Genomic DNA, 15,283 nt, shown 5'->3' with positions numbered 1-15,283 from the left:
TGCAGAGGTTGCTGCGTGACATGTCCATATTATAAAGATTGTGAGGCTGATGCACAAAAAAGATAAAACTTCAAGATTACGATCCCAGAACAGAAAACAGGGCAAGCTAAAACGAAAAGAGGTTTATTATGGCTTATTCGCGTAAAGACGTTGATAAAACAAAGCAGAACGCCAAGAAATTCGTTCGCTACCAAGAAGGTGCTGAAAAGTACAGCATGGGTCTGACAAAATTCACTGCACTCGCTAAAGAAGCTAAGGCTGTTTACAAAATTGACAAGGTGACCTTAGTCAACTGTGAGATTTTTGAACGGTATTTGGAATCGTTCCGTATTCCGTAAAATTCTCACTTCACAGCCTCTCTAATATTAACAAACAAAACTCCCCCAAGTGTGCATACGCTGTGCGTAGAGGCCTGGGGGAGATGTTGTTGTTATAGTAGCAAATTTATAGGTTTCTTGTCAAGAACTGAACGTTATACTCCACCGCAAGGGTAGCCAAGGGTGCGGTGACCTATGGGCTGGAATTGATGCTGGCAGTGTTTTCCATTGTGCAGGGCATGGTGTCCACCATCATCACCCAATCGGGCAGCTCCGGCATGAGCAGCGTATCGCTACCGCAGGAGTTGATCGATGCCATCAACAACGTGGGCTTTTGGGATTCCATTCCGCTGTGGGCAGTTACGCTGATCGGCGGGCTGCTCATAACCGTGCTGTCGTTCACGATGATTCTGACGGTCTACGGCAGAATGTTCAGCCTGTGGATGTACGCCGCCATTGCGCCGATACCGCTGTCTACCTTTGCGGGTGAACCCACCAGCAGCGTGGGCAAAAACTTCATCCGCAGCTATGCAGGGGTCTGTTTGCAGGGCGTGGTGATTGCCTTGTCCTGCATTATTTTCTCCGCCATTTCGTCCAGCCCTCCAGCGGTGGATACCGGCGCATCTGTGGTGACGGCTGTCTGGACCTATGTCGGGGAACTAGCGTTCAACCTGCTGGTGCTGGTGGGAGCCATCAAAGGCTGTGACCGCATTGTGAAAGAAATTATGGGATTGTGAGTTGCAGGCGCGGCTTTTTTGTGGTACAATAGAGCCACGAAAGGAGCTGAGACTATGCCTGAAATTATTCCGATTCGTGATTTAAAGAACACCAACGCGATTTCCCAACGCTGTCATGAAACAGCAGGACCTATCTTTGTAACCAAAAACGGTTATGGCGATATGGTTATCATGAGCATGGAAACCTATGAGCACCAACAAATCATGAATGAGGTATACGCAAAGCTGGCAACGGCTGAAGCACAGCATGAAGCTGGAATGGGGCGACCTCTTGCTGATATTCTAAAAGAAACGAGCAAGAAGTATGAGTTATAATGTCATTTTGCTGCCAGCAGCTGAGGATGATTACCAAGAAATCTTGCGATACTTTGAGAGACAGTTCGATTCTCAGCAGGCAATTCGTTCGTTTGTAAAAGATTTTGGTGAAGTGCTGCTTCGTTTGGAAGAGACTCCTACAATTTATGGGTACTCCCGCGACGAGGTGCTTCGGCAGAGAGAATACAGGAAGTTCTTGATTGGAAGATATGTGGCTCTCTTCAAAATTGATGAGCCAAGAAATGCCGTGGAAATTTACAGAATCTTCCACGGAACACAAAATTATACGAAATATTTATAATGAAGAACGCCGCTGTGCAGATTGCATAGCGGCGCTTTTGTTTACGGGAGGTGGCTTTTATCGAAATCAAAATATGATGAGCAATTCCTTGTTATCGCCGGTCGGCTTGCTGTATGCCGTCTCGCTGAAATAGCGGGAGTGCGCTTTCTCTCCGTGTACCAGCAGCACGGCAGAGCGAATCTCGCTGCTGTATTGCAAGATCGGCATCTTCAGGAACGACAGCGAGGACGTCACGTTCCAGCCACCGTTGGAGTTCAGACTGCGGGGATGGTATCGTTCATCATTTCTCCTCATTGGAACATGTTATAAGATATTTTAGTGGCGATGCCATGCCATTATTATGAGAGCAATGAGCATAGTGGCGGTTTCCGCAACAGGAAATGCAAGCCAGATTCCGTTCAGTTGGAATAATTTGTTCAGACACCATAAGGCAGGAACAAGGAAAAGCAGTTGTCTGCATAATTGAATCGCTATGCTGGAACCTACTTTTTCTGTCGCCTGAAAATAGGTGGAAATCATGGTAGAGAGACCGCAAAACAGATAGCTTGCCGCCATGATTCGCATAGCGGATATTCCAAAGGAGCGCATGGCTTCCGACGCTGTAAATAATTCCAAAAGCTGCGCCGGAAAGAAGTTGACGGTCAATGTTCCCAGTATCATCATACCGGAGACCAAAGCGGTTCCGTATCGGAAAGCGGAGTGCAGCCTATCTCTGTTTCCCGCACCGTAGTTAAACCGCATAATAGGCAAACAGCCCTGAATCAAGCAGTTTACTGTCATAACGATCAGCTGCTGCACCTTAAAATACGCACCGAAGAATGCAATCGCCGTATCGGAATACGCCACCAGAAACAGATTGACGAATGTCACCATAAACGAACTGAGGGCATTCATAATGAAAGATGGTAAGCCAAGGGCGAATATACGGGCAATCATCCGCTTTTGTATATGAAATTCTTTGATCTTTATCCGCACTTTTTGCTTTTTGCCCAGCAGCAAGGCAAATGCCAAAATCATGGATAACAAATAGCCCGCAACAGTAGCCACCGCAGCGCCACGGATTCCCATAGCTGGAAAAACACCAATACCAAAAATTAGGAGTGGGTCAAATACAAAATTAACGACCACTCCTGCAATCTGAAACCACATAGGAGCAATCATGTTCCCAGTAGCCTGTATCATCTTCTGGATTGCGATATGCACCATGTTGGGAATTTGCATGAACGAACATACGCTCATATAGGCAAGACTCAACTGATAAATTTCTTCGTTATTAGTGAATGCCCCAAAGTAGGGTTTCATAATCAGTAATGACAGAAGATTGAGCAAAGCACCAATTCCAAAGGCCAGTAACAATCCATGTGTGACGGTAGTATTTGCCTCATCCTGCTTTTTCTCCCCAAGATACCCTGCAATCAGTACATTCACGCCAACGCCGATCCAGATAGATGTCGCATTCATCAAAGTTGTAATGGGAAACGACAGGGAAACCGCCGTCAAAGCATTTTCACTCAGCCGCGCTACAAACGCGCTGTCTATCAGATTATAGGAATATTGCAGAAACATGGAAATCAGCGGCGGTATCGACATTTGCCAGATGAGTTTTCCAACGGGCGCAACCGCCATTTTGTTATTGGTCTGCATGCTTTCCCTCTTCTCCACAAATTGTCCGAACAATATAGTTTTGTTTGCGTGCTGCGGGCTGACCGGCTTCCTGGGCCGGATAAGTCCCTGCTTCCAGTACAGCGTCCAAAGCCTTGGAAGGGACAGATTCCGATTTATAAGCCCGTACACTACGGCACATCTTGATAAGAGACAAAAAATTTTTCCCCATACAGATATAGTCCTCCATTCTGCTAATACTTCCGAGATACCGGCAACAAAAAAGCCACACAACTATCACAAGATAGCTGTGTGGCAAAAAGATGACCGAATCCGGAAAAGTCCACTAAAGTTTTGCGTTTATTATTATAGCGAACTTGAAGGAGACTGTCAAGCATCAATCATTACGGAATTGTGGCGGCTGTCTGTTGTTTTTGTGTTACTTTATCCCGGAATTGCTCTCTATCACTGTGCAAGTACGCCATTATAAATCACCCTCGTTTCTACCAGATTTTTGTACAGCCAGTCTTTCCAAAAATCCAAGCTCGTCCAGTCGGCCATGATAGGATATTTTACCTCTGTAACCGACAATATAGTTACCACTTATACTATCATATTGTGGCTCGTCAAAAGACACTACAAATCCATTGCGGATAACGTCAATGATGTCTTGCCGTGTCACATCCGAAATTTTATCCATCATAATACTCTCATTCATTAGCAGATAATCTGTCGCGCTTATACTGCCTCAGTAGGGATCATTTCTTTCCTATACTGCGCCGGTGACTTTCCTATCTCTTTCTTAAACACCCTGCTGAAATACAGCGGGTTCTCATACCCTACGATTTCGGAAATTTCCTTGATGTTGTAGGTCGTCCGCTCCAACAGGCTTTGGGCGTTGACCATGCGCAAGGAGAGGATGTACTGGGCCGGGGACATACCTGCGTACTGTTTGAAATTGTGTATAAACCAGTTGGTGCTGATGTGCAGGGATTCCGCATAATCGTCTATGCTGATCTTTGTATTATAGTTCTCGTTGAAGTAAGCCGCCGCGCGTTCAATTTGTTCTTGGACGTTGCCGGTGGTTTTTTTCTGTTCATGCTGTTGGCGGTCCACCAACAGCAGAATATCGTTGAACAGCGATGCAATATAGTCCTCGTACCCATAGCGGCACAGCTGCAACTCCTGAATGATTTTGCGGAACAACGCCTTGTAATCCGGCAGCACACCGCAGTAGAACACATGCTCATCGAGCGAAATTCCGTGATACTCCAGTATGTTCTTTACATCGCTGCCTGTGAAGTGAATCCAGAAAACTTCCGGGTTATCTTCCAGATAATATACATATTTTTGGATTTCTTCCGGCTTGTAAAGCACCATATGGCCTGCGCTGACGATTTCTTCCTTGCCGTCAAACCAGAAATGCGTCTTGCCGTTTGCCACATATAAAATCTGGTAATCCCTGCGCCCTTTCTGCCAGTAAGTCGGTAGTTTGGGGCGCGTTTTCAGCCGGTAGGTGCCACAGCTGCCCACCACCAACGGCGTGGAGTTGTCTTTGAAATCTGTACGGGAATTGTTCAGATATCCAGCGTTAATGTACACAAAAATCTCCTCCTGTTTTTGTGAATATTGCTAGGTGCTTCGTCCATTTTACCTTCACTTTACAAAAAGCCATTGATTTTGTGCATATTTAGTGCAATACCGTTTATGTTTTATTGTATATAGAAATTGTATAATAATTTCAGACGAAACGCAAGCAGAACTGTATAAATCACAGGAGGAGAATGGATGATTATTCCGCACTATTACGAGGACCCGCACACACTGCATGTGGGTGCCATGCCGAATCGTGCCTATTACATTCCGGCATCCCGGCGCAGCGATGCCTTAGTCGAGCACCGCGAGACCTCGGATCGTTTCCAGCTTTTGAACGGCAGTTGGAAATTTCGGTACTACGCCAGTATTTATGACTTGCAGGATGCTTTCTATGAGGTCGGCTATGATGCCTCCGCTTTTGACAGCATCCCGGTCCCCAGCGTGTGGCAGAACCACGGCTACGACCACCACCAGTACACCAACATCCGCTATCCGTTCCCCGCTGATCCGCCGTATGTTCCCAAAGAGAATCCCTGCGGCGCTTACCTTTACGACTTCACCTACCAAAAGGATGCCGCTGCCCCGCGCGCATTTCTGAATTTTGAGGGCGTTGCCTCCTGCTTCTACGTCTGGCTCAACGGTCAGTTTGTCGGGTACAGTCAGGTCGCCCATTCCACAAGCGAGTTCGATGTAACGAAGTTTTTGCAGGACGGCACCAACCATCTGGCGGTCCTCGTGCTGAAATGGTGCGATGGCAGTTACATGGAAGATCAGGATATGTTCCGCATGAACGGCATTTTCCGTGATGTCTACCTGCTGCACCGACCGGAACAGTGCATCGAGGACTATTTCATCACCACCGACATCCACGGCAGCACCGCAGAGGTTGCTGTCCGCCTGCGTTACTACGATTCCGCCGTTGCCACCCGCATCACCCTCTACGATGCAGCCGGCACGATGGTCGGCAGCGTAACGCCCGTGGAAGCACCGGATGATGCGGCATTCCCCTATCATGCAGAAATCACTATTGTTGACCCGACACTCTGGAACGCAGAGCAGCCCTACTTATATACCCTTGTGTTGGACACGCCCAACGAGACTATTACGGACCGTGTGGGCATCCGCGAGGTTCATGTTGCCAACAACCAGATTTATGTCAACGGCCAGTCCATCAAGTTCCACGGTGTAAACCGCCACGAATCCGACCCCGTCACGGGATATGCTGTTGGCTTTGAGCAGACGAAAAAAGACCTGCTCATGATTAAAAAGCACAACTTTAATGCCATCCGCACCAGCCATTACCCGGATGTGCCTTACTTCTATCAGCTCTGCGACCAGTACGGCTTCTTTGTCATTGATGAAGCCGACAACGAGAGCCACGGTGCGTCCGAATACTATTGCGAGGGCAACGAAAGCTGGCCCAACCACGTTGAAAACTGGAACAAGCCCATCGCAGACAACCCGGAGTTCACCGAGGCCACCGTAGACCGCACCCGCCGCTGCGTGGAGCGCGACAAGAACCGTCCCTGCGTCATCATCTGGTCGATGGGCAACGAGAGCGCCTACGGCTGCACGTTTGAAGAAGCGCTGGCATGGACAAAGAGTTTTGACCCCCGCCGCCTGACCCACTACGAGAGCGCCCAGTATCGCAGCAAGAACCGTAAATACGATTTCTCGAACATTGATATGTTCAGCAATATGTACCCTTCTCTCGAAAGCATTCAGGAATATCTGGACAACGAGCCGGACAAACCCTATATCATGTGCGAGTACAGCCACTGCATGGGCAACGGCCCCGGCGATTTGGAGGATTACTTCCAGTTCATTCAGAGCCATGACGGCTTGGTCGGCGGTTTCCTGTGGGAATGGTGCGACCACGGTATTTATAAAGGGAAGATGCCCGACGGCCGCGCCATCTATTATTACGGCGGCGACCACAATGAGTGGCCGCATGACGGCAATTTCTGCATGGACGGTCTGGTCTACCCCGACCGCCGCCCGCACACCGGGCTGTTGGAGTTCAAGAATGTCTATCGCCCGGCGCGTGTTGTGAAGTACGACCGGGAATCCGGTATGCTCACGCTGCACAACTACATGGACTTTGTTGATTTGACCGAGTATGCCGCACTAACCTATCAGGTAAGCTGCGACGGCGAGGTCATCGACAACGGCTTCATCCCCTACCCTGACGGTTTCACCCTGCCGCCGCACAGCGAAAACGCCTTGCCGTTGGCCGTCCATATTCCCGACAAAGGCAAGTGTTTCCTGAAAATCTTCTACCATTGCGATAAAGACCTGCCCTTGCGTTCGGAAGATCATCTTCTGGGGTTTGATGAAATCCTGCTGGAAAACGAAGACAGCCGCAACCAGAAAACCTTGGCTATGTGGAGTGATGCCCCTTCCAACAGCACAATCACGGTTCAGGAGACGGACCGCCATTTGACGCTGCGCGGCAAGAACTTCACCTACAACTTTAATAAGCTGACGGGTCTGTTCGCCGCGATGCAGTACGAGGATGCAGTCCTGTTGGACAAGGAAATGGAGTTCAACATCTGGCGTGCTCCTACGGACAATGACCGCAAGCTGAAGCTGGATTGGCTGGCTGCCCGCTATGACCACTGTATGACCAACGCCTACCGCACCGAGTATCAGGTGACGGACAGCGGTGTGACTCTGCGCGCCAAAGTCGGCATTGCACCGATCAGCTTGCAGAAATTCCTTGATTTGGATGTCAGCTGGACGGTTTCCAACAGCGGTGCAGTAACGCTGGCACTGCACGCTGAGCGCAACACGGTATTCCCCGAACTGCCGCGCTTTGGCCTGCGCCTGTTCCTGCCAAAAGAAATGGCCCGCGTCAGTTACTTCGGCATGGGTCCGATGGAAAGCTACTGCGACAAGCACCATGCTGCCAGCCACGACTACTTCAGTTCCACCATCTGGCAGCAGCACGAGGACTACATTCGCCCGCAGGAGAACGGCAGTCACTATGATTGCGATTATGTACAGCTGGATGGCGCTGGCATCAAGCTTACCGCTGTCGGTGCAAAGCCGTTCTGCTTCAACGCCTCGCACTACACGCAGGAAGAGTTGACGGAAAAGGCGCACAACTATGAACTGCATCCCTGTGACAGCACCGTTCTCTGCCTTGACTATGCACAGAACGGCATCGGCTCTGCCAGCTGCGGGCCGCGTCTGGCGGAGCAGTACCGCCTTAACAACGCTTCCTTCGATTTCAGCATCCGTCTGATTCCTGAAAAAGCATAACCCCTACACAAAAGAATGGAGAAAATCTCATGTCTGAAAACACGGAAAGACGCTATTTAAAATGGTATAACAAGGTCGGTTACGGCTCCGGCGATGTTGCGGGCAACGTGGTCTATGCGTTCCTCTCCTCGTTCGTTATGATTTACCTGACCGACACCGTCGGCCTGAATCCCGGCATCGTTGGCACGCTGATCGCTGTGTCCAAGCTGTTTGACGGCATTACCGACATCTTCTTTGGCTCGATGATCGACAAGACGCACTCCAAGATGGGCAAGGCTCGCCCGTGGATGCTCTACGGCTACATCGGCTGCGCCATCACACTGGTCGGCATCTTCGCCATTCCCATGGGCATGAGCGAGTTTGCCAAGTACGCATGGTTCTTTATCTGTTATTCCCTGCTGAACGCTGTGTTCTACACGGCCAACAACATCGCCTACTCTGCCTTGACTTCCCTTGTCACCAAGAACAGCGCCGAGCGAGTCGAGATGGGTTCCTACCGCTTCATGTTCGCATTCGCCACCAGCCTTGCCATTCAGTCTTTCACGCTGCTGGCTGTCTCCGCACTGGGCGACACTGCTGAAGCATGGCGCACCGTGGCTATCGTCTATGCCATTATCGGTTTGATCGTCAACACGCTCTCTGTTTTCTCCGTCAAGGAGTTGCCGGAGGAAGAGTTTGTCGAAACCACGGATAAAGCCGAAATCGAGAAAGACGAGAAGTACGGTCTTGTCGAAGCTGCCAAGCTGCTGGTCTCCAACAAATACTACCTGATGATCTGCGTGACCTACATTTTGCAGCAGATCTATGGTGCCATGATCAGCATGGGTACCTACTACACCGCCCATATCCTTGGCGACAAGAACCTGTTCGGCGTGTTCTCCTGGGCCATCAACATTCCTTTGATCATCGCACTGGTCTTTACCCCGACCCTCGTTGCCAAGATGCACGGTATGTACAAACTGAACGTTGGCAGCTATGCCCTTGCTACCGTGGCCCGCGCGCTCGTTGCCGTGGCCGGCTATACTGGCACCGGCGATGTCAAGATGATGCTGCTCTTCACGGCCATTGCTGCACTGGGTCAGGGCCCGTGGCAGGGCGACATGAACGCCGTTATCGCCTCCTGCTCCGAGTACACTTGGCTGACGAAGCACAAGCGCGTGGACGGCACGATGTACTCCTGCACCTCGCTCGGCGTCAAGCTGGGCGGCGGTCTCGGCACCGCCATCACCGGCTGGCTGCTGGCGTTCAGCAACTACGATAAGGCGCTGGCCGTACAGCCGGAATCCTGCATCAATATGCTGAAACTCATGTACCTCGTGATTCCCTTTGTGCTGGACGCCATCATCACCTTTATCCTCTCCCGCATGAAGGTCGAGGAGGCCAACGATAAGATTCGCGCCGAAATGAAAAACTGATATTCACTATTCTCCTTCTTAAAAAGGGCTTCCGCATCTGCTGGCGGAAGCCCTTTTTCTGTATAGTGCTTTACCCTCTAAAATCGGCCAAAGCACTGGCTATTAAATCTATTGGCGGCGAAGATATGGACGGTTCCTCTTTCTGCAAATCCGGGGTACGCCTCATGCTCTGCTTTTCTAAGTATTCCTGCACGATTGCCTTTATGTGCGTACCGTCTACAAATATGGTTTCCGTGTCCAAATATCCCTCGTCCGCAGCTGCCTTTAATACCCAGCGGAAAATATACTCTACCGATGCGGTATTAAAACGGTGTTTGAAGTTATAGCTCACCGTTGAAAAATGTGGGACCTGCTCGTTCAGCGGATATCCAATAAACCACCGATACGCCATATTCATCCAGTGTTCGGCGCAGAGAACGAATGCCGTAGATATGTTGAATCAGCACAATTTTGAAATGTATTAACAAATTTACTAAATTCAATATTGTGAACTTTTACACAATGACGAAAAATGAAATGCAACGCACATAAATCTTGAAATTTACAGTAAAAAGTGTCATAATATTACCAAAAATTTCTGTATGGCAACCGATAAAAGTGAGCAAGGCAAGAAGTTGTACCGTGACCGAAAAGCCGCGTTGCTTTGACAGTTTTCGACACGTCGATTGCCTATAATGGAACTTGATAGTTAAACATGCCCGAAAGTGGTTCTTTCCGGCAAAAAACAGGGAGGTAGTAACCGATGAAAAAGAAAACGCTAGCCGCTGCGTCGCTGCTTTTGGCGCTGCTGATGCCGCTTGGCATCACCCCGCTGGCGGTGTATGCAGACGAGGCACAGACGGGGATTTCCACCGTAGGGGAGGCCCCCCCGAAAATGGTAATAGTATTGCACCTACGGTTTCCGACGACAAAGCCATTGTTGCAAGCAACAATCAAGAGTATGATTCACTAGATGAAGCCATGGATGCTGCGGTCAATGGCGATACCATCTACCTTGGCGCGGGAGTCTACTGCGGCAACGCTGCTAATCCAACGCAAGCAGGCAAGGGTGCCGGGAAAAGCCTGACCTTCGTGGGCGCTGGCACCGATAAAACGACGTGGCAAATTAAGGCTCCGGCAACACAATACGGTAGTGATGGCTGGTGCGACTATAGCTTTAAGAACAGCGATAGCATTACCTTCGAGGACATGACTGTCATCGGCAGTGTGTATCTTCCGGATGATACTACCAAAACTGACAATACGCAGGGCCTGACGTACATCAACAATATTACGTTGAAGAATTGTATTTTCAACGGTCGTGCTGACTACTGGGGCTACCAAACAACTACGTTTGAAAACGTTACCTTTAACGCTCCCGGCACAGTGGCATCTGGTATCGATACGACAGATTATTCCTTATGGACATTGACCGGCAAAAGTTATACATTCAAAAACTGCACTTTCAATGCGACTGGTAAAATCATTAATGTATATACTTATTACAGTGTAGATAAGAATGATGTCACTGTCAATTTTGATTCGTGCACTGTCAATTCCACTAATGCGAACAAAACAGCCTTGAACATCAACGATCTCCCGATGACCAATGCGGGTAAAGACTTTAAATTTTACGTTAATATCACTGGCAACAATACTGTCAACGGTCTCGATGCTGATTTCTACACATGCTCTCGGCTCTTCAGCTTCGGTGGTTTTGTCGGTGCATGGAAGGGATATAATTCTGGTTCCACCGTCGTCAAAATCGAAGGAAAGACTGTGTGGGAAAATGGTGCTCGCACTGTTGACCACAACGGCAACAATTTTGCCACTGGTTCTTACGACAACGGCACCGGTAAAGGCGACGCCAACCAGTACACCGAGGGTTACAAAGACAACAACTTTAAAATCATTAACACCACTGGTTGGACCTTAAAAGCCGATACTACCAGCACCTACGTCCGTACCATTACTAAACAATGCCAGTACTGCTACGAAAAGATTGACGAGCAGGAAGAAAAGGCTGGCTACTGCCTTAGCTATGACTTGAACGGCGGCACAGGGGCCGAGGGTGCTTACAACGACACCTATTATCCCCCGCAAGATGGCAACACCGCTACCGTCGCTGCTGACCCCAGCCGTGCCGGGTATGTCTTTGCCGGTTGGCAGGATGCAGGCGGCAACCAGTACGCTGCGGGCGATACTGTGACCGTTAACCACGATATTACCCTCACCGCCCAGTGGAACAAGCTGGTAACGGTCAGCTTTGACCTGTGCGGGCATGGCGGTGCCAATATTTCCAGCCAGACCTTTGTAAGCGGCAACAAGGCCAGCGAGCCGATTGCCCCCAAAGAGGACGGCTGGGTGTTCGGCGGCTGGTATACCGAGAAGGGCTGCCAGTACCGCTTCAGCTTTGACAGCGCTGTTACCAGCGATATCACCCTGTACGCCAAGTGGGACCGCGTGACCACCGTTGTTTCTACGCCCATGCCCTCCCCTGCACCGGTCGCTACGCCCACGCCCTCCTCTGCATCGGTCGCTACGCCCACGCCCTCCCCTGCACCGGTCGTTACACCCACGCCCTCCTCTGCCCCGGCTGCGGCTGCCACCAAGACCGCGACCGTAAAGAACGCTGCTATCCCCCAGACGAGCGACGTGTTCCCGATGGAAGGGCTGCTGGCCCTGCTGGCCGTTGGCGCGGTTGGCTTTGGCGCGGCGGGCTGGCTGCGTAAAAAGCACCACTAAGCCTACCATTCGCTTTCCGATATAAATGCCTGCCCTGTGTGGATGTACTCCCGCAGGGCAGGCATTTTTTACAGGTTGTTCACCATTCTTTCCTGTTTTGCGGCGGACGGTGTGCTATAATCGGTGGGTTAAAATATAATGGCTCGTGTGCAGGGGTGACATTGTTTGCCCACCAACTTGGCGCAGCATCGCGTTTTTCAGGGCAGTTTCCTTACAAGGCAAACGGACACGGGCGAGCAATGCTCGCCCCTACAAGAGTTTTTCTACAGTCTGCGCCGAGGGTTCCCATATGGGAACCCTCGGCGTTCTTCATTTCATGCTTTTTGATTGCCCGGTCAACAGTATCACGCGCCTTACTGCAATGCACAGATCACAGCCACTGTTTCAGCACATCGTTCAGCTTTTTGATCAAGCTTGTGAAGAAGCCCGGAACAAAAGTGACCAATTTGAGAAAGCTGGGTATCCCGGCTGACAAGGCTTACCAGTGGGGCAACTCCAGACTGGGATACTGGCGTATCGCCGGTAGTCCTGATTTAAAGTGTTCCATTACAAACGAAAGACTCGCAGCAGCGGGATACTTTAGTATCCTCAACTACTACGAGTCCTTGCACTTATGCGGTTGAACCGCCGTGTACCGGTCGGTACGCACGGTGGTGTGAGAGGTCGGCTCTTTAAGGAGAGCCTACTACTCGATTATTGGCGGCAAATTACTCGCCCAGATGCCAGATATCGTCGTTGTACTCGGCGATGGTACGGTCACTGCTGAACATACCGGCCTTAGCAATGTTGATAACGCACTTCTTGCGCCAGCCCAGCGGGTCGCAGGCATAGTCGCTCAGGGCCTGGCCCTTGCGCACCACATAGGCGTTGAAGTCGGGCAGCGTCTGGAACCAATCCTTGTTGATAAGTTCATCATGCAGGCGCTTGAGGTTTTCCTCATGACCGGCGGCCAGCATTTCGGGGCTGGTCAGGAAGTCGATGGCGCGGCGGATGTTGGGGTCGCCCTCGTACCACTGGGCGGCGCAGTAGTCGCCCGCGTCATAGCGGTGGATGACCTGGTCGGACGTCTGGCCGAAGATGTAGATATTGTCGTTGCCGACCTGCTGGCTGATTTCGACGTTTGCGCCGTCCATCGTGCCCAGGGTCAGCGCACCGTTCAGCATGAACTTCATGTTGCCAGTGCCGGAGGCTTCCTTGGATGCCAGGGAAATCTGCTCAGACAGGTCGCAGGCGGGGATGAGCTTTTCGGCGGCGGTGACGTTGTAGTTCTCCACAAAGACGACTTGCAGATGCTTGGAAACGACCGGGTCAGCGGCAATGACCTTGGACAGCGTCAGCAGTGCGTGGATGATATCCTTTGCGATGATATATGCCGGGGCGGCCTTGGCACCAAAGATGCTGACCAGCGGGGTGGCGGGCAGGTGGCCAGCCTTAATCTCGTAATACTGGTGGATGAGGTAGAGCAGGTTCAGCTGCTGACGCTTGTACTCATGCAGGCGCTTGGACTGGATATCGAACATGGCATTCGGGTCGATGGTGACGTTCTGGGTCCGCTTGAGCCAATCGGCCAGTGCCTGCTTGTTCTGGGACTTGACGGCGGAGAACTCCTGCAGGGTATCGACGTTTTCGGCGTAGGGCAGCAGCTTTTCCAGCTCGGTGGCGTCCTTGCGGAAGCCGGAACCGATGAGCTTTTCAATTTCGGCGGTCAGTGCGGGGTCGCACTCCAGCAGCCAGCGGCGGAAGGTGATGCCGTTGGTCTTGTTGTTGAACTTCTCGGGGTACAGCTCATAGAAGCCGTGCAGCTCGGCGTTCTTCAAAATTTCGGTGTGCAGGTAGGCAACGCCGTTGGTGGAGTGGGTAAAGTGGATGTCCATGTGGGCCATATGGACGCGGTCGTCCTTGTCGATGATGGCAAGGCTCTCGTCCTTGGTGCGGGTGCGGGCCAGTTCATCCAGCTTCTCGATGATGGGCATGAGCTGCGGGACCACGGCGTCCAGATAGGCGCGGGGCCACTTTTCCAGCGCCTCGGCCAGAATCGTGTGGTTGGTGTAGGCGCAGGTCTTGGTGACGATCTCGACGGCCTCGTCGAACTCGATGCCCTTCTCGCCCAGCAGGCGGATCAGCTCGGGGATGACCATGCTGGGGTGGGTGTCATTGATCTGGATGGCGGCATAGTCGGCCAAGTCATGGTAATCGCAGCCGCGGGCGGCGCACTCAGCCAGAATCAGCTGGGCACCGGCGGAAACCATCAAATACTGCTGGTAGACGCGCAGGCGGCGGCCGGCCTCGTCGGAGTCATCGGGGTACAGGAACAGCGTCAGGTTCTTGTCGATGGCGGTCTTATCGAAGGTGATGCCATCGTGGACGATAGTCTCATCGATGGTGTCCAGGTCAAAAAGGTTCAGCGTGTTGGTGCGGCCCTCATAACCGGTGACGGCCAGCTTGTACAGGCGGGCATTGTAGGTTTTACCTGCCAGCTCGACCGGATAGACCGTGTCAGTCTTTTCGGCCCAGGAGTGTGCGGTCAGCCAGGGGTCAGGCAGCTCGTTCTGGACGCCGCCCTTGAAGGATTGGTGGAACAGGCCGAAGTGATAGCGCAGGCCGACACCGTCGCCGGGCAGATCCAGCGTGGCGAGGGAGTCGAGGAAGCAGGCAGCCAGGCGGCCCAAACCGCCGTTGCCCAGGGACGGCTCCGGCTCGACTTCCTCAATGTCGGACAGGTTCTTGCCCGCAGCGGCCAGCGCGGCGCGGGTGTCGTCGTAAAGACCCAGGTTAATAAGGTTGTTGGACAGCAGCTTGCCAATCAGGAACTCGGCGCTGATGTAGTAGAGCTTGCGGCCCTTGACAGGCTTGACGTGGGCGGCGCTCTGCTCGCGGACGATGTCCAGCAGGGCAAGGTAGATTTCCTGGTCAGTGCAGGATGCCAGCGGCTTGTTGGTTTTGGCTTCGATCACAGTGGTCATATTCATGAGAGTTACCTCCTCATATACTTGCCTCCCCTGGCAGGGGCGG

General features: G+C 51.6%; 12 protein-coding genes and 2 pseudogenes. 8 read left to right on the top strand and 6 right to left on the bottom strand.

Annotated elements, in window-relative coordinates; translation table 11 throughout:
- The first annotated feature begins 128 nt into the window (after nucleotides 1-128).
- From GPK89_RS02360 to GPK89_RS02345, 4 genes and pseudogenes are all read left to right on the top strand, one after another.
- Nucleotides 129-338 carry a DUF6462 family protein gene (locus GPK89_RS02360; RefSeq protein ID WP_078785495.1) on the top strand — a complete coding sequence of 70 codons (210 nt, stop codon included), beginning with the start codon at nucleotides 129-131 and terminating at the stop codon, nucleotides 336-338.
- Nucleotides 339-472: 134 nt separating this feature from the next.
- A pseudogene (locus GPK89_RS02355) lies at nucleotides 473-1,054 on the top strand (hypothetical protein); the annotation flags it as partial.
- A 54-nt stretch (nucleotides 1,055-1,108) separates the two neighbouring features.
- A complete protein-coding gene (locus GPK89_RS02350) occupies nucleotides 1,109-1,369 on the top strand; it encodes a type II toxin-antitoxin system Phd/YefM family antitoxin (protein WP_215691412.1) in 261 nt (86 codons plus the stop codon).
- Nucleotides 1,359-1,670 carry a type II toxin-antitoxin system RelE/ParE family toxin gene (locus GPK89_RS02345; RefSeq protein ID WP_215691409.1) on the top strand — a complete coding sequence of 104 codons (312 nt, stop codon included), beginning with the start codon at nucleotides 1,359-1,361 and terminating at the stop codon, nucleotides 1,668-1,670. Before GPK89_RS02350 ends, GPK89_RS02345 begins: the two co-directional genes overlap by 11 nt.
- Nucleotides 1,671-1,742: 72 nt before the next feature.
- Here GPK89_RS02345 and GPK89_RS02340 read toward each other — a convergent pair.
- From GPK89_RS02340 to GPK89_RS02325, 4 genes and pseudogenes are all read right to left on the bottom strand, one after another.
- A pseudogene (locus GPK89_RS02340) lies at nucleotides 1,743-1,958 on the bottom strand (alpha/beta hydrolase); the annotation flags it as partial.
- Nucleotides 1,959-1,985: 27 nt separating this feature from the next.
- Nucleotides 1,986-3,314, bottom strand: a complete 1,329-nt coding sequence (locus tag GPK89_RS02335; protein WP_215691407.1) for an MATE family efflux transporter — start codon at nucleotides 3,312-3,314, stop codon at nucleotides 1,986-1,988.
- A 442-nt stretch (nucleotides 3,315-3,756) separates the two neighbouring features.
- Nucleotides 3,757-3,975, bottom strand: a complete 219-nt coding sequence (locus GPK89_RS02330) for a hypothetical protein (RefSeq protein WP_215691404.1) — start codon at nucleotides 3,973-3,975, stop codon at nucleotides 3,757-3,759.
- A 35-nt stretch (nucleotides 3,976-4,010) separates the two neighbouring features.
- A complete protein-coding gene (locus GPK89_RS02325; protein ID WP_215691403.1) occupies nucleotides 4,011-4,874 on the bottom strand; it encodes a helix-turn-helix domain-containing protein in 864 nt (287 codons plus the stop codon).
- Nucleotides 4,875-5,060: 186 nt separating this feature from the next.
- Here GPK89_RS02325 and GPK89_RS02320 point away from each other — a divergent pair, with 186 nt between their 5' ends.
- Both GPK89_RS02320 and GPK89_RS02315 read left to right on the top strand, forming a co-directional pair.
- A complete protein-coding gene (locus GPK89_RS02320; protein ID WP_215691402.1) occupies nucleotides 5,061-8,132 on the top strand; it encodes a glycoside hydrolase family 2 TIM barrel-domain containing protein in 3,072 nt (1,023 codons plus the stop codon).
- A gap of 29 nt (nucleotides 8,133-8,161) precedes the next feature.
- The gene (locus tag GPK89_RS02315; RefSeq protein ID WP_215691401.1) at nucleotides 8,162-9,547 is read left to right on the top strand and encodes an MFS transporter; all 1,386 of its coding nucleotides are present in this window, start codon (nucleotides 8,162-8,164) and stop codon (nucleotides 9,545-9,547) included.
- 70 nt (nucleotides 9,548-9,617) lie between these two features.
- Here the strand turns inward: GPK89_RS02315 and GPK89_RS02310 are convergent, their stop codons facing one another.
- Nucleotides 9,618-9,938 (bottom strand): transposase, encoded by a 321-nt coding sequence (locus GPK89_RS02310; RefSeq protein ID WP_252261442.1) that lies wholly within the window; start codon nucleotides 9,936-9,938, stop codon nucleotides 9,618-9,620.
- Between the two features lie 351 nt (nucleotides 9,939-10,289).
- Here GPK89_RS02310 and GPK89_RS02305 point away from each other — a divergent pair, with 351 nt between their 5' ends.
- Nucleotides 10,290-10,499: a hypothetical protein gene (locus GPK89_RS02305; RefSeq protein WP_215691397.1), complete on the top strand. Its 210-nt coding sequence runs from the start codon at nucleotides 10,290-10,292 to the stop codon at nucleotides 10,497-10,499.
- Between the two features lie 8 nt (nucleotides 10,500-10,507).
- Nucleotides 10,508-12,271: an InlB B-repeat-containing protein gene (locus GPK89_RS02300; RefSeq protein WP_215691395.1), complete on the top strand. Its 1,764-nt coding sequence runs from the start codon at nucleotides 10,508-10,510 to the stop codon at nucleotides 12,269-12,271.
- A gap of 707 nt (nucleotides 12,272-12,978) precedes the next feature.
- On the opposite strand, the gene GPK89_RS02295 is transcribed toward GPK89_RS02300, so the two are convergent.
- Complete coding sequence (locus GPK89_RS02295; RefSeq protein WP_215691394.1) at nucleotides 12,979-15,240, bottom strand: glycogen/starch/alpha-glucan phosphorylase; 2,262 nt, start codon at nucleotides 15,238-15,240, stop codon at nucleotides 12,979-12,981.
- Nucleotides 15,241-15,283: the final 43 nt, after the last annotated feature.

This window comes from Gemmiger formicilis (assembly GCF_018784445.1).
In the GTDB taxonomy this organism is placed as follows: domain Bacteria; phylum Bacillota; class Clostridia; order Oscillospirales; family Ruminococcaceae; genus Gemmiger.
This window is presented reverse-complemented; position numbering and strand designations above follow the sequence as displayed.

Coding starts and splice junctions, on each gene's coding strand:
- GPK89_RS02360 (WP_078785495.1), top strand. CDS start 129: ATGGCTTATTCGCGTAAAGACGTTGATAAAACAAAGCAGAACGCCAAG.
- GPK89_RS02350 (WP_215691412.1), top strand. CDS start 1,109: ATGCCTGAAATTATTCCGATTCGTGATTTAAAGAACACCAACGCGATT.
- GPK89_RS02345 (WP_215691409.1), top strand. CDS start 1,359: ATGAGTTATAATGTCATTTTGCTGCCAGCAGCTGAGGATGATTACCAA.
- GPK89_RS02335 (WP_215691407.1), bottom strand. CDS start 3,314: ATGCAGACCAATAACAAAATGGCGGTTGCGCCCGTTGGAAAACTCATC.
- GPK89_RS02330 (WP_215691404.1), bottom strand. CDS start 3,975: ATGATGGATAAAATTTCGGATGTGACACGGCAAGACATCATTGACGTT.
- GPK89_RS02320 (WP_215691402.1), top strand. CDS start 5,061: ATGATTATTCCGCACTATTACGAGGACCCGCACACACTGCATGTGGGT.
- GPK89_RS02315 (WP_215691401.1), top strand. CDS start 8,162: ATGTCTGAAAACACGGAAAGACGCTATTTAAAATGGTATAACAAGGTC.
- GPK89_RS02310 (WP_252261442.1), bottom strand. CDS start 9,938: ATGGCGTATCGGTGGTTTATTGGATATCCGCTGAACGAGCAGGTCCCA.
- GPK89_RS02305 (WP_215691397.1), top strand. CDS start 10,290: ATGAAAAAGAAAACGCTAGCCGCTGCGTCGCTGCTTTTGGCGCTGCTG.
- GPK89_RS02300 (WP_215691395.1), top strand. CDS start 10,508: ATGGATGCTGCGGTCAATGGCGATACCATCTACCTTGGCGCGGGAGTC.
- GPK89_RS02295 (WP_215691394.1), bottom strand. CDS start 15,240: ATGAATATGACCACTGTGATCGAAGCCAAAACCAACAAGCCGCTGGCA.